Annotated in this window: 25 protein-coding genes and 2 other RNA genes; 14 read left to right on the forward strand and 13 right to left on the reverse strand. The window is 62.8% G+C overall.

The genetic code is table 11. The features are described from left to right. Positions 1–14 precede the first annotated feature (14 nt). A complete protein-coding gene (locus ACCQ06_RS21390; RefSeq protein WP_055847119.1) occupies positions 15–215 on the reverse strand; it encodes a helix-turn-helix transcriptional regulator in 201 nt (66 codons plus the stop codon). Then, positions 212–799 carry a hypothetical protein gene (locus tag ACCQ06_RS21395; protein ID WP_104614856.1) on the reverse strand — a complete coding sequence of 196 codons (588 nt, stop codon included), beginning with the start codon at positions 797–799 and terminating at the stop codon, positions 212–214. The genes ACCQ06_RS21390 and ACCQ06_RS21395 overlap by 4 nt, the downstream gene beginning before the upstream one ends. A gap of 595 nt (positions 800–1,394) precedes the next feature. Here ACCQ06_RS21395 and ACCQ06_RS21400 point away from each other — a divergent pair. Together ACCQ06_RS21400 and ACCQ06_RS21405 are read left to right on the forward strand one after the other, a co-directional pair. Beyond that, positions 1,395–1,470: non-coding RNA, sX9 sRNA (locus ACCQ06_RS21400), on the forward strand. Between the two features lie 141 nt (positions 1,471–1,611). Continuing rightward, positions 1,612–1,687: non-coding RNA, sX9 sRNA (locus tag ACCQ06_RS21405), on the forward strand. Between the two features lie 3 nt (positions 1,688–1,690). Here the strand turns inward: ACCQ06_RS21405 and ACCQ06_RS21410 are convergent. The 3 genes from ACCQ06_RS21410 to ACCQ06_RS21420 form a co-directional block, all read right to left on the reverse strand. After that, positions 1,691–2,335, reverse strand: coding sequence for an NADPH-dependent F420 reductase (locus tag ACCQ06_RS21410; protein WP_104614773.1), 645 nt, complete (start codon positions 2,333–2,335; stop codon positions 1,691–1,693). 146 nt (positions 2,336–2,481) lie between these two features. Next, positions 2,482–2,928, reverse strand: a complete 447-nt coding sequence (locus ACCQ06_RS21415; protein ID WP_104614772.1) for an Rrf2 family transcriptional regulator — start codon at positions 2,926–2,928, stop codon at positions 2,482–2,484. Positions 2,929–3,049: 121 nt separating this feature from the next. Then, positions 3,050–3,976 carry a LysR family transcriptional regulator gene (locus tag ACCQ06_RS21420; RefSeq protein WP_316689222.1) on the reverse strand — a complete coding sequence of 309 codons (927 nt, stop codon included), beginning with the start codon at positions 3,974–3,976 and terminating at the stop codon, positions 3,050–3,052. Between the two features lie 135 nt (positions 3,977–4,111). Between ACCQ06_RS21420 and ACCQ06_RS21425 the strand changes: the two genes are divergently transcribed. Continuing rightward, complete coding sequence (locus ACCQ06_RS21425; protein WP_316689223.1) at positions 4,112–5,719, forward strand: GMC family oxidoreductase; 1,608 nt, start codon at positions 4,112–4,114, stop codon at positions 5,717–5,719. Between the two features lie 28 nt (positions 5,720–5,747). Then, on the forward strand, positions 5,748–6,170 hold the full coding sequence (locus ACCQ06_RS21430; RefSeq protein ID WP_316689224.1) for a nuclear transport factor 2 family protein: 423 nt from the start codon (positions 5,748–5,750) through the stop codon (positions 6,168–6,170). Positions 6,171–6,236: 66 nt separating this feature from the next. Here the strand turns inward: ACCQ06_RS21430 and ACCQ06_RS21435 are convergent, their stop codons facing one another. Next, positions 6,237–7,193, reverse strand: coding sequence for a LysR family transcriptional regulator (locus tag ACCQ06_RS21435; RefSeq protein ID WP_316689225.1), 957 nt, complete (start codon positions 7,191–7,193; stop codon positions 6,237–6,239). A gap of 69 nt (positions 7,194–7,262) precedes the next feature. On the opposite strand from ACCQ06_RS21435, the gene ACCQ06_RS21440 reads away from it, so the two are divergent. The 4 genes from ACCQ06_RS21440 to ACCQ06_RS21455 all read left to right on the forward strand — a co-directional run bounded on the left by ACCQ06_RS21440 (position 7,263) and on the right by ACCQ06_RS21455 (position 11,469). Next, entirely contained in the window at positions 7,263–7,901 is a 639-nt protein-coding gene (locus tag ACCQ06_RS21440) for a DsbA family protein (protein ID WP_316689226.1), read from the forward strand. A gap of 55 nt (positions 7,902–7,956) precedes the next feature. Then, positions 7,957–8,835, forward strand: coding sequence for an MBL fold metallo-hydrolase (locus ACCQ06_RS21445; RefSeq protein WP_316692715.1), 879 nt, complete (start codon positions 7,957–7,959; stop codon positions 8,833–8,835). Between the two features lie 4 nt (positions 8,836–8,839). Beyond that, positions 8,840–9,250 carry a nuclear transport factor 2 family protein gene (locus tag ACCQ06_RS21450; protein ID WP_104614765.1) on the forward strand — a complete coding sequence of 137 codons (411 nt, stop codon included), beginning with the start codon at positions 8,840–8,842 and terminating at the stop codon, positions 9,248–9,250. Positions 9,251–9,909: 659 nt separating this feature from the next. Continuing rightward, positions 9,910–11,469, forward strand: a complete 1,560-nt coding sequence (locus tag ACCQ06_RS21455) for a GH39 family glycosyl hydrolase (protein WP_316689227.1) — start codon at positions 9,910–9,912, stop codon at positions 11,467–11,469. Positions 11,470–11,591: 122 nt separating this feature from the next. On the opposite strand, the gene ACCQ06_RS21460 is transcribed toward ACCQ06_RS21455, so the two are convergent. Next, the gene (locus tag ACCQ06_RS21460; RefSeq protein WP_316689228.1) at positions 11,592–11,864 is read right to left on the reverse strand and encodes a metal/formaldehyde-sensitive transcriptional repressor; all 273 of its coding nucleotides are present in this window, start codon (positions 11,862–11,864) and stop codon (positions 11,592–11,594) included. A gap of 65 nt (positions 11,865–11,929) precedes the next feature. Between ACCQ06_RS21460 and dmeF the strand changes: the two genes are divergently transcribed. Beyond that, the gene (gene dmeF / locus ACCQ06_RS21465; RefSeq protein ID WP_316689229.1) at positions 11,930–12,931 is read left to right on the forward strand and encodes a CDF family Co(II)/Ni(II) efflux transporter DmeF; all 1,002 of its coding nucleotides are present in this window, start codon (positions 11,930–11,932) and stop codon (positions 12,929–12,931) included. An 87-nt stretch (positions 12,932–13,018) separates the two neighbouring features. On the opposite strand, the gene ACCQ06_RS21470 is transcribed toward dmeF, so the two are convergent. Next, entirely contained in the window at positions 13,019–13,846 is an 828-nt protein-coding gene (locus ACCQ06_RS21470) for a ferredoxin--NADP reductase (RefSeq protein ID WP_170068534.1), read from the reverse strand. A gap of 35 nt (positions 13,847–13,881) precedes the next feature. On the opposite strand from ACCQ06_RS21470, the gene ACCQ06_RS21475 reads away from it, so the two are divergent. From ACCQ06_RS21475 to ACCQ06_RS21495, 5 genes are all read left to right on the forward strand, one after another. Further along, on the forward strand, positions 13,882–14,877 hold the full coding sequence (locus tag ACCQ06_RS21475; RefSeq protein WP_316689231.1) for an ABC transporter ATP-binding protein: 996 nt from the start codon (positions 13,882–13,884) through the stop codon (positions 14,875–14,877). Further along, positions 14,874–15,686 (forward strand): ABC transporter permease, encoded by an 813-nt coding sequence (locus ACCQ06_RS21480; RefSeq protein WP_316689232.1) that lies wholly within the window; start codon positions 14,874–14,876, stop codon positions 15,684–15,686. The genes ACCQ06_RS21475 and ACCQ06_RS21480 overlap by 4 nt, the downstream gene beginning before the upstream one ends. Next, positions 15,650–16,438: a DUF3800 domain-containing protein gene (locus tag ACCQ06_RS21485; protein ID WP_228323328.1), complete on the forward strand. Its 789-nt coding sequence runs from the start codon at positions 15,650–15,652 to the stop codon at positions 16,436–16,438. The genes ACCQ06_RS21480 and ACCQ06_RS21485 overlap by 37 nt, the downstream gene beginning before the upstream one ends. Positions 16,439–16,557: 119 nt before the next feature. Continuing rightward, positions 16,558–17,496 (forward strand): 2-dehydropantoate 2-reductase, encoded by a 939-nt coding sequence (gene panE / locus ACCQ06_RS21490; protein WP_316689234.1) that lies wholly within the window; start codon positions 16,558–16,560, stop codon positions 17,494–17,496. 381 nt (positions 17,497–17,877) lie between these two features. Then, the gene (locus ACCQ06_RS21495; protein WP_005989851.1) at positions 17,878–18,393 is read left to right on the forward strand and encodes a hypothetical protein; all 516 of its coding nucleotides are present in this window, start codon (positions 17,878–17,880) and stop codon (positions 18,391–18,393) included. A gap of 135 nt (positions 18,394–18,528) precedes the next feature. Here the strand turns inward: ACCQ06_RS21495 and ACCQ06_RS21500 are convergent, their stop codons facing one another. The 5 genes from ACCQ06_RS21500 to ACCQ06_RS21520 all read right to left on the reverse strand — a co-directional run bounded on the left by ACCQ06_RS21500 (position 18,529) and on the right by ACCQ06_RS21520 (position 23,850). After that, positions 18,529–18,939 (reverse strand): acyl-CoA thioesterase, encoded by a 411-nt coding sequence (locus ACCQ06_RS21500; protein WP_228323330.1) that lies wholly within the window; start codon positions 18,937–18,939, stop codon positions 18,529–18,531. A 303-nt stretch (positions 18,940–19,242) separates the two neighbouring features. Beyond that, the gene (locus ACCQ06_RS21505) at positions 19,243–19,569 is read right to left on the reverse strand and encodes a thioredoxin family protein (RefSeq protein WP_228323331.1); all 327 of its coding nucleotides are present in this window, start codon (positions 19,567–19,569) and stop codon (positions 19,243–19,245) included. Beyond that, positions 19,541–20,026: a flavodoxin gene (locus tag ACCQ06_RS21510; protein ID WP_115514208.1), complete on the reverse strand. Its 486-nt coding sequence runs from the start codon at positions 20,024–20,026 to the stop codon at positions 19,541–19,543. Before ACCQ06_RS21510 ends, ACCQ06_RS21505 begins: the two co-directional genes overlap by 29 nt. Before the next feature lie 89 nt (positions 20,027–20,115). Further along, a complete protein-coding gene (locus ACCQ06_RS21515) occupies positions 20,116–21,159 on the reverse strand; it encodes a ribonucleotide-diphosphate reductase subunit beta (RefSeq protein ID WP_006448529.1) in 1,044 nt (347 codons plus the stop codon). A 192-nt stretch (positions 21,160–21,351) separates the two neighbouring features. Then, a complete protein-coding gene (locus ACCQ06_RS21520) occupies positions 21,352–23,850 on the reverse strand; it encodes a ribonucleoside-diphosphate reductase subunit alpha (protein ID WP_316689244.1) in 2,499 nt (832 codons plus the stop codon). Positions 23,851–24,501: the final 651 nt, after the last annotated feature.

The raw sequence follows: 24,501 nt of genomic DNA on the forward strand, positions 1-24,501 counted from the left end.
TGTGACCACCGCAACTACTGATCATCGTCATACAGAAACACGTGCTCGATCGGCTCGCCGAACAAGCGTGCGATGCGAAACGCCAACGGCAGGCTGGGATCGTATTTGCCGGTCTCCAGCGCATTGATGGTTTGCCGCGATACGCCCAACTGCTCGGCCAACTCGCCTTGCGACCAGCCGCTGGCTTCGCGCAATGCACGTACCCGACTCTTCATTGATAGCGGCGTGCATTGATGGCCTTGGTGAGGCCATAGGTGATGCACAGCACCGGAAACACCCAGATCATCGCCGCCGCTGCCGGCACCGCGATCAGCTGCGCCGATTGCAGGAAGCCGGCAGTCATGTACGCCATGCTCACCACACCCGCGGCAATGGCGATCGATTCCAGCTCGATGCGGCGCTGCATTTCATCCGAATCACGCACAAAACGCGCCACCGCACGGACCACGAACATCAGCAGCAGCGCGGGTAGCAATGCGATCAGGACGCGGATCCAGTTGGCGTCCACGCTGGCCAGCAGATGCCGCCAGCACAGCATCACCGCAACATAGCCCAGCATCGGCGGCGCGAACTCCATGCGGTAACGGTGCACCAGTGCCGGCGGCGCACTGTCGCGCAGGCTGTCGCGCGACAGGTGCAGCATCAGCGCCACCAGCAAACCACCCATGCCGACGCCGATCAGCAGCCCCTGCGCGTAATCGCTCACCTGCCACGGCAGCCAGCGCCGCAAGGCGCCCAGCAGAATCAGGACAACGCTACCCACCGGCAGTGCACGCAGTGCAGCTGTCTTCGCGCTCATCGTGCGTCCACCGGCATCGTGGATGCCTGCGCGTGGATCGCTGTGCACTGCATGGCAGTACAAGCGGATTCCTTGAGCATCACAGCACTGCAAGGCAATGCGTGCACCGGCGACATGTTTGCGCTGCTGTTCACCCCACACCCCTGTGTCAAGCTCCCTTGACACGCAGAGTGCGCGCAGATCTGGGGCGTGTCAAGCGTCCTTTACATCGATGTGGAGCGGATGTGCGCGTTGATCCGTCATCGTTGCGGATGCCACTGTAGGCCAACTCCAAGTCGGTACGCATAAGACTTAGCGCACACGATATTGGAGCGATCATTCGCCTCCTATCCGTGCCGCGTATAGAGGTGAATTGGCCAAGATGGCGTTACTCGTGCACTGAGATGCCGCTCATTGTGTGCATCGCATGCCAGCACTGCGCCATCAGCGAGCGCTGCCTAAGGTGTTGGAAAGAGCGAAGCGCAGCACTGCGCACCTTCGTGGCAAGACGCGCGCCTAGCGACCAGAGGCTTGAGCATTTCCGCTTTGACTTTAACGCAGCTAAAAAAACGACTGTACTCACCGCCAGGCGGGCGCGGCCGGTGCTCGGTGCGGCATAGCCCACGCGTACACGCCGGTTCGGAGCGCGCCGTCCACACCCACTGACGACTGCTCGCTACGTGGTGTCAGCCACTCTTCATCGTTTGCAAAAACAGTGCGGGTGGATGGAACAGAGGTTCCATCCACCCGCAACCTGGCGCCTTGTGATTAAGAGCAGCTAACAAAACTACTGTGCAGCCGCCAGGCGGGCGCGGCCGGTGCTCGGAATCCTCATGTACCACCCGTACACTCCGGTTCCTCCGCGCCGTCCACACCCACCTGACGACTGCTCGCTACGTTTTGTTAGCCGCTCTAAAGCTTTACGAAGTTCTGTGCAGAGAGCGAGCCGAAAGGCAGCGATGCAAGCGTCCCGCCGACATCGAGCGATCCGAGGTCGACCGGCGCAAAGCCCATCGCGTCGATGAGCGCGTGCACCTCGGCCTTAGCGGCAGCGTCGTCCCCGGAATAGAACAGCACGCGCTTGCCGCCGGCTACTTCCGGTTCGGCCAGGACGTTGACGTCGAGGTGATTGAACGCTTTGACAACCCTCGCCCCTGGCACGAAGTGCTTGAACACCTCGCTCGAGTGCTTGCCCGCCAGATCCACGGCCTTGATGCCGTAGGCCGCCAGTGGATTGCTGGGATCGTTGGCATCCGCAGAAGCCGGGTCGATAAACTCCACTGGATTGGTGCCATCGATCACGATGCGCCCATTCCACGCTGGCAGGCCAGTCATGACGTTCTCGGCATCGACCCAGCGTACCGCGGCGATCACGATGTCGGCGCTCGCCGCTTCGGCAGCGGTGACTGCGGTAATCGAAGGGCCAAGCTCATCGACCAGCGCAGCGAGCGAAGCCGGTCCACGGCTGTTTGAAATCGATGCTGCAATCCCTTTTTTGGCGAGTGCACGTGCGACGTTGGCGCCAAGCGCGCCAGAACCAATAATGCCGATGCTCATGATCTATTCCTGTTGATGTGATTGAAGTTGAGGGGTTCTAAAGTGAGAGAGGTTGCCAGCACCCCAAAACACTGGCGGCTCTGATGTCGACGTAATCCATCGAAATATATATGTGTCGTCGACTTATCGACATTTAAGCTGAAAAATTACAGGACCAGAGGAATCGAGAAGTTTCCCAGCCGAGCGACGTCGGTGGCCACATCTGCGATGGTGGTTTTTCCGAGTTCGCCTTCAAGTGCTTTGCGCGCTCGGGTCAATGTCGGTTCAAGCGCGGCCAGGATGTTACCGCCCACCGCACAACTCTTGCAGGGCGGCGTCCGATGCACTGCAAACAGCTCCGTATCCTCCACCGCCGCATAGACATCGAGCAGTTTGATCTGCTTGGCCGGTTTGGCCAGCATCGCGCCACCGCCGGCGCCAAGTTGCGAGCGCGTCAGCCCCGCCTCGCTGAGGCGCGACAGCAGGCCACGGATGACCACAGCACCGGTATTGGCCGAATACGCAAGGTCCTCCGAACGCATCGGCGTGCCATCGCCCACTGCAAGCGCAGTCAGGATATGGGTGGCGACGGCGAAACGGCTGCTGGTGGGCATGGGTTGAAGTGGATCTAGTCAATGTGTGTAACTAACACTAATACATATAGTTGAGCGTGTCCATCTTTTTGTTCGATCTCTGTCTGGGCGCCATTCGACGCACCGATCATCCAATGCCCCGCTAGTCCGGCAGGTCCGTGGCGACCTGCCGGCCCCTGGTGCAATGCTTCAGACGCTCGATCATCCAGCGGCCTGCAGGGCCCGGCGGCGCGCTGAGCCGGTAGATCGCCGAGATGGGCATCTGATATCCCCCCACCGGTGTAGCCTCGATCGGAAGCACGACAAGTCGTCCTTCGGCGATGTCGTTGGAGACCGCGTGAAACGGCATGCCACCCCACCCCAGACCACTGAGAAGAAAAGCATGCTTGGCAAACAGGTCCGCCAACCGCCAGGTCAGCGGAGACAGCACCCCGAACTCCTGCCCTTCCGAGATGCTGGAGCGGTCCGTCAATACCAGTTGCACATGCTTGGCGAGCTCCTCGCGCGGGATCGGCCCGTCATAAGCGGCAAGCGGGTGATGACTGGCTGCCACGCTGACAAGGTCGATCGTGGCAATTTGTTCCGACTCCAGGCCACTGGGCAACATCTGCAAGGACCCGACAACACCAAAGCTGGCGCGGCCATCGACCACCGGCTGCATCGCGCCGCCAAGCGCCTCGACAAATAACCGCAGCGGCGTGTCCGGAAACTGGACACGAAATTCGTGCGCGGCTTCTGCCATGGCGATGATCGGGAAAAAAACGTCGATCACTGCGACAAGCTCAGGCTCCAGGCCGCCGGATATCCCTTTCGCCCGGGCTTTGAGATTCTCGACGCCTGCGATGATGGCTCTTGCATCCGAGAGCAGCACCTTCCCTTCCGGGGTCAGCTTGGGATATCGGCCCTGCCGATCGAACAGGAGGACGCCGAGCTGCCGTTCAAGATTATTCATCGTTTCCGAGATGGCGGACTGCGTGCGTCGAAGGCGTCTGCCCGCCGAGGAAAAGCTTCCTTCTTCGGCTGCGGCGATAAAAGTTCTCAGTTGATCGAGCGATAGACCATCCAGCATGTCGGCGCCTTATGTGATTTTTGCTTACCCGCCCATCCAACGGATTAAACGATGGATCGCATCGAAAAATACAGGCTTGTTGGCAGTAACACCCAGGTGTCAGCATCGCCGTCACACCTTCACAAGCCACTCTCGATGATCGATCGCAACGACGCTGGAAGCACCGGCATAGATCTACCGCAGCCCCGTTCCAATGCGGCAGACGTCGCGGCAGGCGTCATCGATGCATCAGGTGCTAGATACGACCTGATCATCGTGGGTGGCGGGTCCGCCGGCGCCGTATTGGCCAACCGTCTGAGTGCCGATGCATCGCGTCGCGTGCTGTTGATCGAGGCAGGCGTGGCCTATGCACCGAACGCGTATCCGGACGCAGTACGGCGCCAGGATCTGGTGGGCGGCGATCCACAGCACGACTGGGGCTTTCAATCGGAGCCTGGCCTGCTCGGCAGGCGCATGCCACTCAATCGCGGCAAGGTGCTGGGGGGCTCGTCCGCGATCAATGGCGCAGTGGCGATGCGGTTGCCGAAGTCTGACCACGACCGCTGGGCCCGGGAACACGACCTGGCGGCACTGAGCTGGGACGCCACACAGCCGTTCTACCAGTCGCTGGAGCGTACCTCCGGGACCGGAGGGACTGGCCATGACGGTCCGTTTCCCGTGCATCAACTCGGCGACGAAGAAGTGTCAGACCAGCACCGCGCCTTCATTGCCTCCGCGGTCGCTGCAGGCCATGAGCGCTCGGCCGGGTTTGCGACCGCGCACCCACTGGGCGTCGGCCCTTATGTCATGAACACCCGCATGGGCGTGCGGCTCACCACTGGCATGACCCTGCTGAGCGAGGCGGTGCGTGGCCGCGCCAATCTGACGATCCGCGACCAGGTGCTGGTCGATGCCGTCGTGCTGCAAGGCACGCGCGCCACCGGAGTCCGTCTGGCCAGTGGCGAAGTGATCAGCGCTGACACAGTCGTTTTATCGGCAGGCACCTACGCCAGTCCTGCGATCCTGATGCGCTCGGGGATCGGCCCTGCCGACACGCTGCGTAACCTCGGCATCGATGTGGTGGCCGATCTGCCGGTGGGCTGTCGCCTGCAGGACCACCCGCTGGTTCCGACCGTGTGGTCGATTAAGAAGGAAGCCGTCGGCCTGCCGTATCCGCCCATTGGCGCCATGCTGTGGACGCGATCGCAGCATGCCGTCGGGGATGAGGCCGACCTCAACATCAGCACTGCGGCGTTGCCCGACGATGGGCAGTCATCCGACAACGCCATGTTCCTGTTGTTTGCGGCGCTGGTGCGCCCGCGATCGGTTGGCTCTGTGACCATCGCCAGCCGCGACCCGCAGGCGCCACCGATCATCGATCTGGGTTTCCTCAGCGACGCGGGCGATCGGGAGCGCTTGATCGACGGCGTGGAACTGATCCGGGAAATCGCGCGGCACACGCCGTTTGCAGATGTGGTCGGCGGCGAGCTCGCGCCGGGTGCAGCTGTGAGCGATCGCGCCGCGCTGGATGCCACCCTGCCTGCCAGCGTGGCGACCTACCAACATCCAACCTCCACTGTGCCGATGGGAGGCGAGCGCGACCCGACTGCCGTGGTCGACATCGATGGCCGCGTTCGCGGGATTGAGGGATTGCGTGTTGTCGATGCATCGATCTGGCCCGACGTGCCTTCGGTCGCGACCGCATTCCCGACCATGATGCTGGCCGAACGTATCGCCTCCAACTGGATCTGGCCAAACGCCTGACCACACCACCAACCCACCGGAGCAACGCATGAACACGCCAAACACCCACACCGCTGTCCAACTTCTACAACGCACCTTGGACACCTTTCTCGCCAAGGATATGAAAGGTTGGTCCGAACTCTGCGACGAGAACGTGGTCGTTGAGTTCCCGTTCGCACCCGATGTGTCGTCCAGAAAACTGGTAGGTCGCGCCGCCATTTACGAGTACCTGCGCAATTACCCGAACGTGATCGACGTCAAGACCATCCCGAGCCTGAAGATCCATGCCACCGACGATCCCAACGTGGCCATCGCCGAGTGGAGTGCGTCGGGCACGGTCATCTCCAACGGCAACCCGTATGAAATGAGCTATGCCACGGTGGCGACGTTCAAGAATGGCCTGGTGGTCAATTACCGCGAATACTGGAATCCGATGGCGTTTCTGGCAGCACTGAGCGACGCAAAGTTCTAAGCGTGATCGGTTGGGGAGCGGCCCCGGTGGCGCCTGCGGTCAAGGCCGCACGTGGCAAACCGCGACTTAGCGCTGGGTAGATTGTCGCAAGGCTTCTCGCTCGACCAGCATGTCCACAAATGCGCGGACCTTGGTCGGGCGATAACGGGCAGCAGGAAATACCGCATGGATACCGCCCGAAGGCAGGTGCCAATGCGGCAGTACTTCAATCAGGCGCCCTGCAGTGAGGTCCGCTGCCACTACATAGTCTGGAAGCACGGACAAGCCGGCGCCCTGGCACACCGCTTCGCGCACCGCCATCGTGGCATCCAGAAAAATGGATGCCTGCACGTGTACCACCTGGGTCTGTCGCTGGTCCGACGAGAAGGTCCACCGCAAATGATCACGCAACGCCGTATTGGCGACAAAGGGCAGCGAGAGGATGTCGGCCGGGCTATCGAGCGTTGCGAGCTCTGCTGCCATGGATGCGGGAGCGACAAGCAGTTGGCGGAAGGTGCCAATTTTTCGCGCTTGTTCGCTTGTTTCGGCCAGCCATCCGACCCGGATGGCAACTTCGATATGACTGGACATCAAATCCAGCGTTTGGTCGCTGAGCACCGCATCCACCTTGCACAGGGGATAGCGCTTGGTGAATGCAGCGATCGCAGGCACCACCACGCCCACGCCATAGTCGAACGGTGCGGTGAGCCGCAACATCCCCGACGGCTCGGCGGATCGATCGGCCAAGCCGTCAAACGCATGCTCGGCCTCGCGCAAAATCGATGCGCAGCGCGCGTAGAACTCCTGCCCTACTTCGGTGGGTTGCACTTTACGCGTGGTGCGCACCAGCAGAGAGGTTCGGAACTCGCGTTCCAGTCGAGCCACTTGTTGGCTCACTACCGCCTTGGTGATGCCCAGGCGCTCGGCCGCAGCGGTGAACGAGCCGGTGTCCACCACGGCGACGAAGTACGCCAGGCGGCGGAGATTGCCGAGGTCGCCGGGTCCGTCCCCCGCTTGATTGGATGCTTTCAACATACGGTTCATTTACCACGTATGTATTTATCGATCAATGATCGATCCCTAGGATAGGTCTCACAGTCACAAGGAAAGCGCATGAACACCACTTTGCACTATCTGTTCGACCCACTTTGCGGCTGGTGCTACGGCGCAGCGTCGACCATTTCCGCACTGGCCACCGCGCCTGGCATCGCTGTCCAGCTGCAGCCTTCGGGATTGTTCGCCGGCAAGGGTGCACGGGCGATGGACGATCAATTCGCCGCGTTCGCCTGGGCGAACGATCAGCGCATCGAACATCTGACCGGGCAGCGTTTCACTGAGCGCTATCGCCAGCAGGTTCTCGGCGATCGCCAACACCAGTTCGACAGTGGTGCAGCCACATTGGCGCTGACCGCGGTCTCCCTGGTAGCACCGGCACAGCAACTGACAACGCTGACGGCCATTCAACAAGCCCGTTACGTCGACGGGAAAGACGTGACCACCACTGCCGGGCTGGTCGGGCTTCTAAAAGACCTGCACCTTGCGGACGCCGCCACACGGCTGGCGCAGGCAGATGCTGAGCTTCTCGCCGTGGATCGGGCGCGCATTGAAGGTGCGCAAGCGCTGATGCGTGAGTTCGGCGTCCAAGGCGTACCGACGTTCATCGCAGAATCCGGCGGGAAGCGATGGCAGATCGATGCATATGCCGCCTACACCGATCCAGGCGCATTCGTACGTCAACTTCAGGCCGCTTGAAAACACCGTTGCATCTTTCCAAAAGGAACCAACCATGACGACACGCAGAGACCTCATGAAAACCATTGCCGTGGCAGGTATCGCCTCAGCCCTCCCCGCCGTCAACACTGCAATCGCCGCACAGGCGCCTTTAAAGCTGCAGCATTTTCCTGCAGGTGAAAACGGGTTTTTTCGCGCCCCGGTCCTGATCTCCGGCGCACGCGACGCGGTGCTGATCGATGGCGGCTTCACGCTACCCGATGGCAAGGCGCTGGCTGATGCAATCAAGGCCGGCGGCAAAACGCTGACCGCCATTTACGTCAGCCAAAGCGACCCGGACTATTACTTCAGCCTGGGCCCGATCAAGGCCGCGTTTCCGGATGCACGCATCATCGCCGCATCTGCCACCGTTGCGGCCATCAAGCGCAGCGTCGAGAAAAAGCTTGCGACCTGGGGTCCCCAGCTCAAGGAGAACGGGCCGCAGACACTTGCAGACATCGTCATGCCGGACGCATTCGATGGCAACGCGATCCCGCTGGAAGGCCAATCCATCGCCATTGTCGATGCAGACGGTCTGGCCAACCGCCGTTACCTCGCACTCACATCGCTCGATGCGATCTTCGGTGGCGTGCTGGTGTTCTCTGGCGTGCACGTCTGGACGGCCGACACGCCGAGTGCGGAAGGACGTAAGGCATGGATCAAGACACTCGATGCGATGGCGGCGCGCAACCCGGCGCTGGTGATTCCTGGACATATGGCACCGGGCGCGGCGACCGACGTGTCGGCGATCCACTACACGCGCGACTATTTGTTGGCATTCGAAGAAGAACTGGGCAAGGCGTCCAATAGCGCCGCGCTCATCGACGCCATGACCAAGCGCTATCCGGGAGCCGGCATGGGCACGGCACTGCAGATCGGTGCGAAAGTCGCCAAGGGCGAGATGAAGTGGGGTTGATCCGATGAAGACCAATCTGGACATCATCCGGGCCACCTATGAAGGCTCTTCGGAAGAAAACGGCAAGCACCTAGCCGCAGCGCTAGCGCCTGAGGCCACCTGGACAGAGGCGGCAGGCTTCCCTTACGCGGGGACCTATACCGGTCCAGCAGAAGTCTTCGAACAGGTGTTTCATCGGCTGGCGACCGAGTGGGTGGGCTACAAGGCCGAGGTCCACACGTACTTGGCCGACAAGGACTACGTCGCAGCATTTGGCGCGTATTCCGGCACCTACGCAAAGACCGGGAAATTCATGCGCGCAACCTTCGCGCATCTGTATCGGCTCAAGGACGGCAAGATCCAGAGCATGGAGCAGTATGTCGATAGCTTGATGGTTCACCAGGCGATCGCAGTCGCCGAAGAACCGCAGGGTTAGCAGCAGATTTGCGGACGTGGTAGCGCAGGCAGTGGTCTTGACGATGTCTGGCATCGTCAAGACCACGTTCGAAAGCCCACGACCGATTGCAGCGGCGCGCCCGAGTCAGCCAGATTGCATTGGCCAAGTGGTCCACACCGGGGATAGCGATGATGCAGAGCAGCTAACAAAGCCACTGTGCGCACAGCCAGGCGGGTGCAGCCGATGCTCGGTGTGGCATGGACCACGCGTGCACTCCGGTACCCTACCGCCCCCCGACGATTGCTCGCTAGGTTTTATTGGCTGCTCTTAGCTGCTCGTGCGGCGTGGCGAAGTCGATCAGCTGCGACAGGGCTCCGGCGGTGGTCGCTCGAAGGTGCGCCCCCTGCTGCCAAGCATTTTTTCTGCCAAGCGTGCTGGGACAACCCGCACTCACACACCATCGCACCGCGCTGCTGCAATGGCGGCGCCGCTGCTCGCCTCCTGCAACGGATGCGACCGCTAACGAACGCGACTGCGGTGTGTCATCGCAGGTGGAAATACCACAGCTGCTTGCGCAATCCAGCACACGCTTTCCGTTACTCTTGAGCGCCCGGCGACGGTCATCAGCAGAACGCCTGCGCGCGTCATCGCGCAGATGCGTTTTGCATCGACCGCTGCACACACCATCAGGAGAGACGATGCGGTTACCCATCTTGCTTGCGATGACGCTGGCCTGCAGCACGGCATTACCGGCGCCGGCGCACGCCGCCGCACCGCGCGACATTGCAGTGGATCTCTCCACCGCCGGCAAGCCGGTGGATCGCTTCGCCACGCTGTCGGTGGGCTCGGATTTTCCGGGCACGCTGATCCGCGCCGAGACGCAGGCGCATCTGGTGCCTGCTGTGCAGGAACTGGGATTTCGCTACATCCGCTTCCACGATGTCTTCCACGATGCGCTTGGCACCGTCAAAGAAGTGGACGGCAAGCTGGTGTACGACTGGACCAAGCTGGACCAGTTGTACGACGCATTGCTGGCCAAGCGTATCCGCCCGTTTGTCGAGCTGGGCTTTACCCCAGGCGCGATGAAAACCTCCGAGCAGACATTGTTCTACTGGAAGGGCAACACCTCGCATCCGGATCCGGCCAAGTGGACACAGTTGATCGATGCGTATGTGCGGCACATCCGCGACCGCTACGGCGCCGATGAAATCCGCCAGTGGTACTTCGAGGTGTGGAACGAGCCGAATTTGAAGGACTTCTGGGAAAACGCCGACCAGCAGGCCTACTTCGACCTGTATGCCAACACCGCGCGCACCATCAAGGCGATCGACCCGCAGCTGCGCGTCGGCGGCCCGTCCACTGCCGGCGCGGACTGGGTGCCGGAGCTGCTGGCCTTCGTTGCCAAGAACACACTCCCCATCGATTTCGTGACCACGCATACCTATGGCGTGGACGGCGGTTTTCTCGATGAAGACGGCAAGCAGGACGTCAAGCTGTCCGCATCGCCGGATGCCATCGTGGGCGATGTGCGTCGCGTGCATGCGCAGATCGAGGCATCGGCGTTTCCGCAGTTGCCGCTGTATTTCACCGAGTGGAGCAGCAGCTACACGCCGCGCGATTATGTCCACGACAGCTATATCAGTGCGCCCTACATCCTGACCAAACTCAAGCAGGTGCAAGGGCTGGTGCAGGGCATGAGCTACTGGACCTATACCGATCTGTTCGAAGAACCCGGCCCGCCGCCGACGCCGTTCCATGGCGGGTTCGGGCTGATGAATCGCGAAGGCATTCGCAAGCCGGCCTGGTTTGCCTACAAATATTTGAACGCGCTGCAGGGCCGCGAAATTCCGCTACCCGATGCGCATGCGCTGGCAGCGGTGGATGGCAAGCGCATCGCCGCGCTGGTATGGGATTGGCAGCAGCCGGTGCAGGCGGTGAGCAATACGCCGTTCTATACCAAGCTGGTGGCCGCCACCGAGAGCGCACCGCTGCAGTTGCGCATGACCAACGTGCCCGCAGGCAATTACACCTTGCAGGTGCGCAAGACCGGCTACCGCCGTAACGACCCGCTGTCGCTGTACATCGACATGGGCCTGCCCAAGGCCTTGAACCAGACCCAGTTGACCCAGCTGCAGCGAGCCACACGCGACACGCCCGAGCAGGACACTCGCATCCGTGTCGGCGCCGATGGCCTGGTGGAGGTCAATGTGCCGATGCGTAGCAACGATGTGGTGCTGGTGACCTTGCAGCCGCGCTGAGCGGTGCACCGCCGATGCTGCCAGTCACGTCATCGCCGTGGCTGGCAGCGCGCAGGGATGGACGCGGCGATTGGCGCCGGTGCCCAGGCAATCCGCGTCACGATATCAGGCCAGCAGCGGCGTCACTTAAGATAGGTCTTGAGGATGGCGGCGACATCGTCGACCGCCAACTCCCGCTCGGCCAGCGCATCCGGCGCGGCCACGTGATGCTTGAGATGCTCGCTGAGCAACTCGACCATCAACCCCTGCGCCGCACCACGGAACGCGGCGACCTGGGTCAACAGCGCGGTGCAGTCCACGTCCTGCGCCAAGGCTTTCTCGAGCCCTTCCACCTGCCCGCGGATCTTGCGCACGCGCGCCAGGAGCTTGGATTTGTCGTGGTTTAGATGTGACATTGCCCTATACCCTGTGGGGGTATCTCAGATACCCTATGGGGGTATCGTAGCCAGAGCTCATACCGATGTCGATCACGCACACCGCACCCCACTGCGCGCAGTCGCACCGCTTTGCCAGCAGCAACCCGCTGGCCGAGCGCAGTACCCGCAAGGCGGTGATCCTGACCGTGGCCATGATGGTGGTGGAGATCGTCGGCGGCTGGACACTCAATTCCATGGCGCTGCTCGCCGATGGCTGGCATATGAGCTCGCATGCGCTTGCGTTGGGGTTGGCGTTGTTCGCCTACCGCTTTGCGCGGCGGCATGCCAGCGACGTGCGCTTTACCTTCGGCACCTGGAAGGTCGAGGTGCTGGGTGGCTACAGCAGCGCGATGCTGTTGTTGGGTGTCGCCGGCCTGATGGCTTTCCAATCGGTGGAACGGCTGTTTTCGCCTAAGCCCATTCACTATCAGGAAGCCACGGTCATCGCGGTGATAGGCCTGCTGGTGAATCTGATCTGTGCGTGGTGGTTACGCGACTCGCATGCGCACGGGCACGATCACAGCCATGGGCATGAGCACGCGCATCATGCTCACGGTCACGGTCACACGCATGGTGAGCATGCTCACCACCACGACGGTCACGCCGATCTGAATCTACGTGCCGCGTATCTGCACGTGGTCGCCGATGCCGCCACCTCGGTGCTGGCGATCGTGGCCTTGGTCGCCGGCATGCATTGGGGGGTGACGTGGCTGGACCCGATCATGGGCATCGTCGGCGCGGTACTGGTCACCGTGTGGGCCTGGGGGCTGCTGCGCAGTACCGGCCGCGTGCTGCTGGATGCGGAAATGGACGCGCCGGTGGTGGCGGAAGTGAAGCAGGTCATCGCCGAGCTTGCGCATGCGATCGACATCGCCGACCTGCATGTGTGGCGCGTCGGCAGCGATCGCTATGCCTGCGTGCTCAGCCTGGTGACTGCTGCAGACATCGATGCGGACCTGGTCCGCGCTGCGTTGCAGATCCACGAAGAACTGGTGCACATCACGGTCGAGCTGCAACGCCCGCCACTGCACACAGCGCGGGCATAGCCTCGCGCGCGTGCAACCGCAGGCACGCTGCATGACGGGGCAGCACGCCTGCGGTCGCCGGCGCCATCGCGGCGGCGCCGGCGGTCCTCAGGTCTTTGCCGGCGGCGGACTGACGTATTTTTCGCGGCGGATCTGCGCATTCGGCAGACCGGCAGCCTTCAGCGCCTCGACGCAGGTATCCACCATGTCCGGGTTGCCGCACAGGTAGGCGATATCGGTCTGCGCATCGGGCGCGAATTCGGGCAGATGCTGCTGCACATAGCCGTGCCGCACATCGGCATGCGGCGAGTCAGGCAGCGCGCGCGACAGGCACGGCACGTAGCGGAACTGCGGGTGCGCGTCGGCAAACGCGCGGAAATCCTCGCCGTACAGCAGCTCGGCCGGGGTGCGCGCGCCCTGCAGCAGGACCACCTGCACGCCACGGCTGGCGATCGCCTCGGCCAGCAACGGCAGCATCGACCGGTACGGGGTGACCCCGGTGCCGGTGGCAATCAGCACATAGCGCTGGTTGGCATCGCCCGGCGGCAGGCAGAAACGCCCGTAGGGGCCGCTGGCCTGCAGCTGGTCGCCGATCTGCAGGCCTTCGAACAGCGCGGTGGCCGAGCCGCCGGGCACGAAGCTCACCGCGATATCCACTGCCTCGCCCGGGCCAAACGCGTGATCGTGGATGGTCGCCAGCGAATAGCTGCGCTTGGTCGGGGTGCCGTCGGCGCCGTTGAAGTGGATCTGGATGAACTGCCCGGGCTGGAAATCCAGCGGCTGCCCGTCATCACGCACGAACTGGCAGTGGGCCACGGTGGGCGCAATCATACGCCGGTCGACAAGCTTGAGGGGGAATTGAACGGACACGAACGTATTTGGGACAGTCTGTGATCGGGGCGAACCCCCACGGGCTTCTATAATAACGGTCTGCAACTCGCTGCGCCGGCATCCTGGCGCGAAGGACCATCTTGAATTCACCCTCTCCCAGTGCGCCCGCCCTGCGCGTGTGCGATCTGCGCAAGACCTACGACAACGGCACCCAGGCGCTCAAGGGCGTGTCACTGGACGTCGTTCCGGGCGACTTCTTCGCCCTGCTCGGCCCCAATGGCGCGGGCAAGTCCACCTTGATCGGCATCATCAGCTCGCTGGTGAACCTATCCGGCGGGCAGGTGGAAGTGTTCGGTACCGATCTGGTCGCCCATCGCAGCGAGGCGATGCGCCTGATCGGCCTGGTGCCGCAGGAAGTCAACTTCAACCTGTTCGAAAAACCCTTCGACATCCTGGTCAACTACGCCGGTTTCTACGGCATGCCGCGTGCGGAAGCCGAGCGTCTGGCCGAAGTGGAGCTGCGCCGCGCGCACCTGTGGGAAAAGGCCCAGGTGATGAGCCGCACGCTGTCCGGCGGCATGAAACGGCGGTTGATGATCGCCCGCGCGATGATGACCCAGCCGCGGCTACTGATCCTGGACGAGCCCACCGCCGGCGTGGACATCGAGATCCGCCGCGACATGTGGCGCGTGCTGAAAGAGATCAACGCCGCCGGCACCACCATCATCCTGACCACGCATTACCTGGAAGAAGCCGAGCACCTGTGCCGCAACCTGGCCATCATCAACCACGGCCAGATCGTCACCCAGGGGCCGATGCGCGAGCTGCTGGCCAAGCTCGACGTGGAAGGCTTCCTGTTCGATATCGACGGCGACCTGCCCGCTCAGCTGCCGGCGATCGAAGGCACCACGCTCACCGCCATCGACAGCCACACGCTGGATCTGGACATGCCGCGCGCGATGGACCTCAACCGCGTGTTCGCCGCGCTAGGCGATGCCGGCATCCGGGTGCGCTCGATGCGCACCAAGAGCAACCGGCTGGAAGAATTGTTCGTTCGTTTGACCGGCCCCGGTGAGACCCTCGCCGACCCGGCTCCTGCTGCAGCGGCGCCCGTGCGCCCGGCAGGTCACCCATGAGTTCCCCGGAGCCTTCGATGTCCGCTGTTCCCGCAACACCCCGCCAACGCAACTGGATCGCGCTAGGCACCATTGTGCGCCGCGAAGTGCAGCGCATCCTGCGCATCTGGGGCCAGACCCTGGTGCCGCCAGCCATCACCATGACGCTGTACTTTTTGATCTTCGGCGGGCTGATCGGCTCGCGCGTGGGCGACATGGGCGGCTACACCTACATGCAGTTCATCGTGCCCGGCCTGGTGATGATGAGCGTGATCCAGAACAGCTACGGCAACATTTCATCGAGCTTCTTCGGCGCCAAGTTCGGCCGCCACGTCGAAGAACTGCTGGTCAGCCCGATGCCCAACTGGGTGATCCTGTGGGGTTATGTGTCCGGCGCGGTGCTGCGCGGGGTGATGGTCGGTGCGCTGGTGCTGGTCATCGCCATGTTCTTCACCCCCGTGCGTATCCCGCATCCGTTGGTGACGCTGACCACCGTGCTGCTGGGCGCGATCATCTTTTCGCTGGCCGGCTTCGTCAATGCGGTATACGCCAAGAAGTTCGACGACGTGGCGATCGTGCCAACCTTCATCCTGACCCCGCTGACCTACCTGGGCGGCGTGTTCTATTCGGTGAAGTTGCTGCCCGGCTGGGCCGAGGCGGCCACGCATGCAAACCCGATCTTCTACATGGTCAACGCCTTCCGCTACGGCCTGCTCGGCAGCTCCGACGTGCCGATCTGGGTGGCCTACGCGCTGATGCTGGGCTTTGTCGCGGTACTCAGCGCGCTGGCGCTGTGGCTGCTGCGCCGTGGCGTGGGGTTGCGGAGCTGAGAGTGCAGTTCAGCGACTACATCGTGTTCGTGGATGAGAGCGGTGACCATGGGATGGCCAACATCGATTCGGCCTTCCCGTTGTTCGTGCTGTCTTGCTGCCTGATCAGTAAACGCGATTACATGGCTGCAGTGGTACCGGCGATTCAACGGATCAAGTTTGCGACGTTCGGCCACGATGCCGTGGTGCTGCACGAACGTGAGATACGCCGGGATATCGGGCCGTTTTCGGTGTTGCGTGATCGCGACAAGAAGCAGGCGTTTATCGATGCTCTGACCGATGCATTGGCCTCCGCGCCGATGACGGTTTTTGCCGCTGTCATCGACAAACGTCGTCTTCAGGATCGCCAGCGCGGCGAAAATCCGTACGAAATCTCGATGCGTTTCTGCCTTGAGCGGATGTACTACAAGCTCAGCAAGCAGGGCCAGGTTGCGCAACGCGGCGCGCCGTTGATCACGCACGTGCTGTGCGAGGCGCGTGGACATAACGAAGATCAGGACCTGGAATTGGCATTTCGCCGGATCTGCGGCGGCGACAATTTTTCCGGTGTCGAACTGCCATTCGATCCGGTGATCTGCGACAAGAAAAGCAACGCGATCGGACTGCAGCTGGCTGATCTGGTCGCACGTCCAATCGGCATGCGGCAGTTGCGGCCCGACCAACCCAATCGCGCGTGGGATGTCATCGAGCAGAAGCTGGACAAGGATGCATCTGGCCGTTATCTCGGCTACGGGTTGAAGTGCTACCCGTAAAAACAAAAGGCTCCGGCGATTCCGCCAGAGCCTGATGCCGACCGAGAATCCCCGATCCGGTCGGGATTTTACCACCCTGCCCTGACACGCTCCAACCATCAAGCTGAACGGAGATTTTGATGCATATCCTCATCCTTGGCGCTGGCGGCACCGGCGGCTATTTCGGCGGACGGCTGGCGCAGGCCGGCGTGGACGTCACCTTCCTGGTGCGCGATGCGCGGGCGGCGCAGTTGCAGGCCGATGGCTTGCGTATCCGCAGCCCGCTGGGCGATGCGGATCTGCAGGTGGCGCATGTCACCGCCGCTGCCTTGCCAGCGCTGGTGGCGCAGCAGCCGTTCGACCTGGTGATCCTCAGCTGCAAGGCCTACGACCTGGACAGCGCGCTCGATGCGATTGCACCGGCCGTGGGCGAGCACACCACGGTGCTGCCGATCCTCAACGGCCTGCGCCATTACGCGGCGCTGGACGAGCGCTTCGGCGCGGCGCGGGTGCTGGGCGGGCTGTGCTTCATCAGCGCGACCAAGGGCGAGCATGGCGAGATCCTGCATCTGGGCAAGCCGGCGGCGCTCACCTTTGGCGAGCGCGATGGCAGCGCAGACTCGGCGCGCGTGCAGGCGTTTGCCGCAGCGTGCACGCAGGCCGGTATCGATCATGTGGCCAGTACGCAGATCGCGCAGGAGCAGTGGATCAAATACAGCTTCCTCACTGCGCTGGCGGGGGCCACCTGCCTGATGCGCGCCCCGATCGGCGCGATCGTGGCCACCGACGACGGGCGAGCGTTGATCAACGGCCTGTACAACGAATGCCTGTGGGCGGCCGATGCGGCCGGACAACCGATTCCGGAAGGCGCACGCGCCAAGGCGTTGCAGACGCTGTTGCAGGTGGACTCGCCGTTGAAGGCGTCGATGCTGCGCGACCTGGAAGCCGGCCAGGAGGTGGAAGCGGCGCAGATCGTCGGCGACATGCTCAAGCGCGTGCGCGAGACCGGTCGCAATGCACCGCTGCTAATGGCGGCTAATGTGCATCTACAGGCGTATCAGGTGCTGCGGCATAGCTGAGAAGGTGGCAGGCAACGGTGCGCGGGCTGCGCATGTGCGCCGTCCCCCCATCCGCCCTTCGGGCACCTTCCCCCGCACGCGGGAGAAGGGAGCGGGGACTAAGAGCAGCGAACAAAACGACTGTGCAGCCGCCCTAAGAATGCCGGTCGCTACACGGCACTGGGCCGATGGCCTCCGTCTCCACTACACCTGGCTGCTCTGGCACGTCCCTTCTGCCGCACGCGGGAGCTACACCTCGCTGCTCTAGCACTTCCCTTCTCCGGCTTGCGGGAGAAGGTGGCGCAACGCGCCGGATGAGGGCGCGCCGGGTTGGCGCAGCCTTCGCGCCATCACGACGCGGTGCCCATGATGCTCTGCGTCCCACCGCCCGCGTCGCCTGCCATGAAGCTGCTCAGCCACCTGTTCCGTGCCGGTCACTTCGTGATCCTGGCGTTTTTCGTGCTGTGCGCGGCGGGACTGGTGGGGATGGCCGGCTTGGAGTTGTGGCATGGCTTCACCCCGGGCGGCGACATGGTGGTGCGCGACCGCTTCAACGTGGTGCTGGAAGCCATCGGCCTGCTCACCGTGGCGCTGGTGACCCTGGAACTGGGCCAGACCATCTTCGAAGAAGAGATCCTGCGCGACGTCAAGGTCAGCGGCCCCACGCGCGTGCGGCGTTACCTGTCGCGGTTCTTCGTGGTGATCGTGATCGCGTTGGCGATCGAAACGCTGGTGTCGATCTTCGAGCTGATGCACGACGACCCGGCCAAGCTGCCGTATGCCGCCGCCGTCGGCCTGTGCGCGGCGCTGTTGCTGATCGCCTGGGGCGTGTTCGTCAAACTCAATCGCAGCGCCGAAGAGCTGGAACCCGAAGCGATGGAAGAAACCAAGCGCGAGGATCGCGAGGTCGAGGAGTAACAGCGGCGCTCTGGCAACTGCGCAATCATCGAGCGGGGGTGGCGGCGGCGAGTGCTGGGTGCGCGCTAAGGTGCGTGCGCCCTCGCCGCTCGCAGTAAACGAGTACTCACGACGCTGTGACCGCGCCGGTCCTGATCAGCTAGCGCCAGCAGCTGGCAACGGCGGCACCATCGTCGGCTTGCCCTCGTCACCGAGCGCGATCATGACGAAGTGGCCACGGGTGCACAGCTCGCGCGCGCCGCTGAGCAGGTCTTCGGCGATCAGCTCCACTTCCACCTCGATCGAACTGCGCCCCACCGACACCACCCGCGCGATGGTTTCCACCATTTGGCCCTGACGGATCGGCAGCTTGAAATCCACCTGGTCCGAGCGTGCGGTCACCACCGCACGCCGCGCATAGCGCGAGGCGGCCAGAAACGCAGCCTTGTCCATCCACGCCAACGCCTGCCCGCCGAACAGCGTGCCCATGTGATTGGTGTGGTTGGGGAACACGATTTCGACCATGCGCACTTCGGTGGGCGGGGGCGTCTGCGGGCTGACTGACATGGCGAATTCCGTTGAGAAGGCTGGTTGGTCGATGCGTGCAGACGCCATTGCAGCAGCAGCGGTGCCGGGAAGCGGCGCGATGGGCGCAGCGGCGTGCGCGAGCGCGCAGTGGAGGCCATGCCGCATGGGCGGGCACCGGCGTGCGGTTTGCACGTGGCGGCCAGCCGATTGACAGCTGCAGGCAGTGCGCCGCGCATCCAACGCACGAGCTGGTGCGATGGCTTGTCTCGGTAATGCCTCGCGGCCGGGGCCGCTCCTACAGGAGCGCTACGGCGTGCCGGCGCGTTGCGAACAGACGCTGGTTCAGAGGCTGGTCTTGACCGCGGTCTCTACCTGCGCCGGCGACTGGAAACCAGGCAGGCGCGCCACTTCGCTACCGTCGCGGTACAGCGCCAGGGTCGGCGTCTGACGCAGGCCCAGGTCGCGAAAAAATTCTTCGCCCACCACTTCCAGCTTGACCTTCAACAAGGCCACGCCTTCGGCCGCGTCGCTGTTGGCGAACTTGGTCAGCGACATGTCGAGCATCTTGCAGCCTGGGCAATTGTCCTTGTAGAAATCCACCAGCGCGCGCGGGTGCGCGGCCAGGGTCTGGGTGTAGTGCTCAGGCGACGTGACGGTAATGGTGTGCATCATGGGGATCGTGTTTGCATTGAGCTAGAACCTCGTCGGTCCAGGCGGCGATGGCCTGCGCGTCGCGCTGGCCGTGGGGCATCTGTTCGATGGTCAAGCGCGGAAATGGACTGGCGAAAAACTGTGCGATGCGATGCACCGCACCGCAAAAATAGTCCTCACCCCACTGCGTTTCGCCCGTCCCGAAGACGGCAACACGCGGCGGCTTGCCCAGCGTTTCGACCAGTTCGACGATGAATCGTTTCATCTCCGACGGCGTGCGCCCGCCGTTGTCGGTCCAGCTGCCAAACAGAAACAAGTCGTACTGTCCCGGCGCATGCGGCACCTGTTGCAGCCGCTGCACATCGGTTTCCAACCAGGTCACCGTGTGCCCGGCCGCCTCGCAGTGCAGCGCGACACTGCGCGCCACATCGCGGGTATTGCCGCTCAACGATGCCAGTGCCAGCAGGATGTTCATTTGGTGGGGGGCAGGGAATGGAGAATGGAGAATCGGAAGAGCGCGCTGCTGTCTGCTTTTGCCATTCCCGATTCCCTATTCCCAATTACTTACAGATCATCAAACCCATTATCCGAATTGGTCTTCTTGTACGACGCATTGCGCATTTCGAAGAAGTCGGTCTTGGTTTCGGTGAAGTTGTCGGCGTAGGCCTTGATCCACGGCATCACGTTGTCGTTGGCGCCTTCGTACAGCTTCTCGATGCCGAGCATGCCGGCCATCTTGTTGGCGCGGTACTTCACGTAGCGGATCATCTCGTCCACGTCGATGCCGTCGATGCCGTCCAGCACTTCGGCGGTCCACACCGTTTCCAGATCGATCGCGTGCTCGAACGCCTTGTGCACGTAGTCGGTAAGCTGGTCGCCCTGCAGCGCCTGGTTCTCGCCGATGATGGCGCGAATCAGCTCGCTGATGAACTTGGAATGCGCCAGCTCATCGCGGTTGATGAAGCTGATGATCTTGCCGGTGCCGGTCATGCGGTTCTGGCGGACCAGATTGTAGAAATACGCAAAGCCGGAATAGAAGTTGATGCCTTCCAGGATCGAGGACTGGATCAGCGCGCGGATCAGCGTTTCGGCGGTCTTGTCGCGCAGGAAGTCGTCGTAGGCGCCCATGATCGGCGCATTGCGCTTGATGATGGTCGGGTGCGTGCGGGCCAGCTCGAACACGCGGTTCTGATCGGCCAGGCCGGTGATCGAGGCCAGCACGTAGCTGTAGCTCTCGTTATGGATCACTTCCTGCTGGCCGATGATCGCGGCATTGGCATGTGCGGCCGGGTCGGTGATGTATTCGGCGACGTTGTAGATGAAGCGCGTCTGCGGCGAATCCAGCGTGGCCAGCAAGCCGATGATCGAATCGTAGGCATTCTTCTCGCGCGCCGACAGCTCGTTGTACTGGCGCGCGTCGCCCTTCATGTCCACCTCGTCGGGGATCCAGAAGTTGGTCGACAGCTCCTTGTACGCCCGATAGAAGGACGGATACGGAATGTCGTTCCAGTTGAGGATGCCGGAGGTCTGACCATTGATGATGGCGGTGGAGCGGTTGGGGTGACGCGGCTCCAGGATCTTGATGCGCTCAAGCGGTGTTGCGGACATGGGTCTCTACTCGTCTTTCAGGCGTCGCACGTACAAACGGGAACGGCGACAACAAATCGTTCTGGAGGAAAGCCCCCTAAGTCAGGGGGCGCGCCTAAGGCGCGGGGTGTGGATGCTGATGAAGCAGGGTCCACGGTTCGCAACGCGAACCGTGGAAGCGAAGCGCGAATGCGCTTAGCTACTGCATGCGCTTTAGCTCGAACACCACTCGCACTCACTGATGTCGATGTCGTTGGAGCGCACGTAGTACGTGGTCTTCAAGCCTTCGCGCCAGGCGGTCATGTGCAGATCCAGCAACGTGCTCGCACGGATGGTGCTGGGCACGTAGAAGTTGAAGCTGATCGACTGGTCGATGTGGCGCTGACGACGCGCGTTCTGGCGCACGCTGGCGAACTGGTCGACCTTGTAGGCGCCCTTTTCGTAGTACGGCCAGGTTTCCAGCGACAGGCCGGGTGCGGCGACCGGACGACGGAAGTCCTTCTTTTCTTCGTAATAGAACGCGCTGTAGATCGGGTCGATCGAGGCGGTGGAGCCGGCGATCTGCGCAGTGCTCATGTTCGGCGCCACGGCCAGCATCCACGCATTGCGCACGCCATTGACGGCCACCTGTGCCGACAACTCCAGCCACTGCGGGCTGTTGTAATCGCGCGCACGGAAGTACTCGCCGTTATGCCAGTCGCTGCCGCGGAACACGCTGTAGGTGCCCTTTTCCTTGGCCAGCTCCATGCTCGCCTGGATGGTCAGGTAGTTGATGCGCTCATACAGTTCGTCGCTGTAATCCTCGGCTTCCTTGGCATTCCAATGGATGGCCTTCTGCGCCAGCAGGTGATGCCAACCGAAGGTGCCCAGGCCGATGGCGCGGTACTTCTGGTTGGTGATGGTGGCCTGCGGCACCGGCAGCTGGTTGAGATCGATCACGTTGTCGAGCATGCGCACCTGGATCGGGATCAACCGCTCCAGCACGTCGGCGCCCAGCAGATCGGCCTGGTCGTCCTGCGCGATGATCGCGCGGCCCAGGTTGATCGAGGACAGGTTGCACACCACGAAGTCGCCGGCCTTCTTGGTGGTGACGATCTGATTGCCGCTGATGATCTCCTGCATCATCCGCGTCGGGCTCATGTTCTGCAGGATCTCGGTGCACAGGTTGGACGAATAGACCATGCCCTCGTGCTTGTTCGGGTTCTTGCGATTGACTTCATCGCGATAGAACATGAACGGGTTGCCGGTTTCCAGCTGGCTGACCATGATGCGCTTGAAGATTTCGATCGCCTTGACGGTCTTGCGCGTGATGCGCTCGTCGGCAACGACTTCTTCGTACTTGCGACGGAAGCTGCTGTTGGCGTCGCCCTTCTTCTCGTCGTAGAAATCCTGCAGGTACCAGCCCTTGACCCGCTTGACCTCGTGCGGATCGAACAGGTACCAGTCGCCGCGACGCTCGACCGCTTCCATGAACAGGTCCGGGATGCACACCGAGGTGAACACGTCGTGCGCGCGCAGGCGCTGGTCGCCGTTGTTCAAGCGCAGGTCCAGGAACGCTTCGATGTCGCGGTGGAAGATGTCCAGATAGACCGCGATGGCGCCCTTGCGCTGGCCCAGCTGGTCCACCGACACGGCGGTGTTGTTGAGCTGCTTGATCCACGGCACCACGCCGCCGGACGAATTGGACACGCCGCGGATCGCCGAGCCGGACGAACGCACATAGCCCAGGTACGCGCCCACGCCGCCACCGTGCTTGGACACGCGCGCCACGTCGGTGTTGGAGTCGTAGATGCCCTGCAGGCTGTCGTCGACGGTGTCGATGAAGCAGCTCGACAGCTGGCCGCCGACCTTGCCGGCATTGGCCAGCGTCGGCGTTGCCACGGTCATGTACAGGTTGGACAGCGCCCAGTAGGCCTCGCCCACCAGCTGCATGCGGCGCTCGCGGCTGCCCTTGCCGGTGCCGATCTCGTCCTGCATCAGGTACAGCGCGATCGTCAGCCAACGCTCCTGCGGCAGCTCGAACACGCCGCGCGAGTTGTCGGTGGCCAGGTAACGGGTGGCCAGCAGATACAGGCCGTTATAGGCGAACAGCTTGTCGCGCTCGGGCTCGATCATCTTGCCGGCTTCGATCAGCTCGTCCTTGGAATAGCGGCGCAGGATGTCGTTGGAATAGACATTGCGGTCGGCCAGGCTTTCCTGCAGGCCGACGAACGAGCCGTACTTCTGGCTAGCGTCGTAGAACCGGTTGCGGCTGGCGCGCTTGTAGAGGCGGCGCAGGTACAGGCGCGCGGCGAAGTGCTCCCACTCCGGGGTGGTCAGATCGACGCGGGCTTCGGCCTCGCGGATCAGATGGTCGACCAGGTCATCGGCGTTGACGCTGTCCTTGCGCTCGACAAAGCCGAACACCGAGCGCTTGTAGTCGGCCACGTCCAGCTGCGGGAACTCGGCATGGATCTGGTCGATCGCGCGGTCCAGGCGCTCGGCCTCGAACGGAATCTTGCGGTTGCCCGCTTCCTTGGTGATCCAGGTGGAGACGGTTTGTTCTTCGATGGTCTGTGCGTGCATTGCAATGGCTTGGCGGGGGGGCGGCACGACGTCCGACGGGTCGGTCAACTCCGGCGCGCTGCGGGCGGGCGCGCTGACACTGGCGGGAACGCTGGTGTTGGTTAGGGTACCGGCGGCGATCGCGGCAAGGGTGTCGTTGGTGGTCATGCGTCCTCCATGCGTAGGCACACGAACCCGCTCGGGGACGGGCTGCGACCGGTTCCGGACTCCCTGGACAGCGATGGCGGTGCGGGACGACCAGCACGCAAGACACGCAGTCTGCGGCGGCATCGCCATCACCAGCCATCTCCTTACCGGAGATTCCACGGTCGCCACCGCGCGGTGTGCTGTCGCGTGGTGGTCGGTGGCGAAACAACAGCGGCGCAACAGGACCACGTCGCCAGGTCCAGGCGCTGCCCGGATGGCTTGTAGTCTTGAGTGAGACCGCGGCTGGGAGGCCATTTCGACCGCGACCCTGCCGCGATAGATGCTCCCACTGGTCCGGCCACCTTGGGCAACCAACCACCGACTGCCCCAAGATAGTGGGGTACCTGGGAGGGGTCAACACCAAATGTGGGAAAAACCCGCAAACCCTTGTGGCACAAAGCACTGTCTGACGAACGGTCGTCGCCAGGCCGCAGGACCCGCCAAGTCGACTGCGCAGTCAAGGCCCAAACCGGCATTTTTGCCGACCAGTTGGGTTCGGTTGGGTTGGCTGCGACACGCATCGATACTGAAGCCGGTCACAGTTGGCCGCCACTGCCTCAGCCGGCACCGCACGCCTGGCGCGCTGCTCAAACGGCGGCATATCCGCAACAC

Source organism: Xanthomonas sp. NCPPB 4467, from assembly GCF_041475665.2.
GTDB lineage: Bacteria > Pseudomonadota > Gammaproteobacteria > Xanthomonadales > Xanthomonadaceae > Xanthomonas > Xanthomonas dyei.

Bases quoted from the DNA above. Each gene is read 5' to 3' on its own strand.
- ACCQ06_RS21390 (WP_055847119.1), bottom strand. From the start codon at position 215: ATGAAGAGTCGGGTACGTGCATTGCGCGAAGCCAGCGGCTGGTCGCAA.
- ACCQ06_RS21395 (WP_104614856.1), bottom strand. From the start codon at position 799: ATGAGCGCGAAGACAGCTGCACTGCGTGCACTGCCGGTGGGTAGCGTT.
- ACCQ06_RS21410 (WP_104614773.1), bottom strand. From the start codon at position 2,335: ATGAGCATCGGCATTATTGGTTCTGGCGCGCTTGGCGCCAACGTCGCA.
- ACCQ06_RS21415 (WP_104614772.1), bottom strand. From the start codon at position 2,928: ATGCCCACCAGCAGCCGTTTCGCCGTCGCCACCCATATCCTGACTGCG.
- ACCQ06_RS21420 (WP_316689222.1), bottom strand. From the start codon at position 3,976: ATGCTGGATGGTCTATCGCTCGATCAACTGAGAACTTTTATCGCCGCA.
- ACCQ06_RS21425 (WP_316689223.1), top strand. From the start codon at position 4,112: ATGATCGATCGCAACGACGCTGGAAGCACCGGCATAGATCTACCGCAG.
- ACCQ06_RS21430 (WP_316689224.1), top strand. From the start codon at position 5,748: ATGAACACGCCAAACACCCACACCGCTGTCCAACTTCTACAACGCACC.
- ACCQ06_RS21435 (WP_316689225.1), bottom strand. From the start codon at position 7,193: ATGAACCGTATGTTGAAAGCATCCAATCAAGCGGGGGACGGACCCGGC.
- ACCQ06_RS21440 (WP_316689226.1), top strand. From the start codon at position 7,263: ATGAACACCACTTTGCACTATCTGTTCGACCCACTTTGCGGCTGGTGC.
- ACCQ06_RS21445 (WP_316692715.1), top strand. From the start codon at position 7,957: ATGAAAACCATTGCCGTGGCAGGTATCGCCTCAGCCCTCCCCGCCGTC.
- ACCQ06_RS21450 (WP_104614765.1), top strand. From the start codon at position 8,840: ATGAAGACCAATCTGGACATCATCCGGGCCACCTATGAAGGCTCTTCG.
- ACCQ06_RS21455 (WP_316689227.1), top strand. From the start codon at position 9,910: ATGCGGTTACCCATCTTGCTTGCGATGACGCTGGCCTGCAGCACGGCA.
- ACCQ06_RS21460 (WP_316689228.1), bottom strand. From the start codon at position 11,864: ATGTCACATCTAAACCACGACAAATCCAAGCTCCTGGCGCGCGTGCGC.
- dmeF (WP_316689229.1), top strand. From the start codon at position 11,930: ATGTCGATCACGCACACCGCACCCCACTGCGCGCAGTCGCACCGCTTT.
- ACCQ06_RS21480 (WP_316689232.1), top strand. From the start codon at position 14,874: ATGAGTTCCCCGGAGCCTTCGATGTCCGCTGTTCCCGCAACACCCCGC.
- panE (WP_316689234.1), top strand. From the start codon at position 16,558: ATGCATATCCTCATCCTTGGCGCTGGCGGCACCGGCGGCTATTTCGGC.
- ACCQ06_RS21495 (WP_005989851.1), top strand. From the start codon at position 17,878: ATGAAGCTGCTCAGCCACCTGTTCCGTGCCGGTCACTTCGTGATCCTG.
- ACCQ06_RS21500 (WP_228323330.1), bottom strand. From the start codon at position 18,939: ATGTCAGTCAGCCCGCAGACGCCCCCGCCCACCGAAGTGCGCATGGTC.
- ACCQ06_RS21505 (WP_228323331.1), bottom strand. From the start codon at position 19,569: ATGCACACCATTACCGTCACGTCGCCTGAGCACTACACCCAGACCCTG.
- ACCQ06_RS21510 (WP_115514208.1), bottom strand. From the start codon at position 20,026: ATGAACATCCTGCTGGCACTGGCATCGTTGAGCGGCAATACCCGCGAT.
- ACCQ06_RS21515 (WP_006448529.1), bottom strand. From the start codon at position 21,159: ATGTCCGCAACACCGCTTGAGCGCATCAAGATCCTGGAGCCGCGTCAC.
- ACCQ06_RS21520 (WP_316689244.1), bottom strand. From the start codon at position 23,850: ATGACCACCAACGACACCCTTGCCGCGATCGCCGCCGGTACCCTAACC.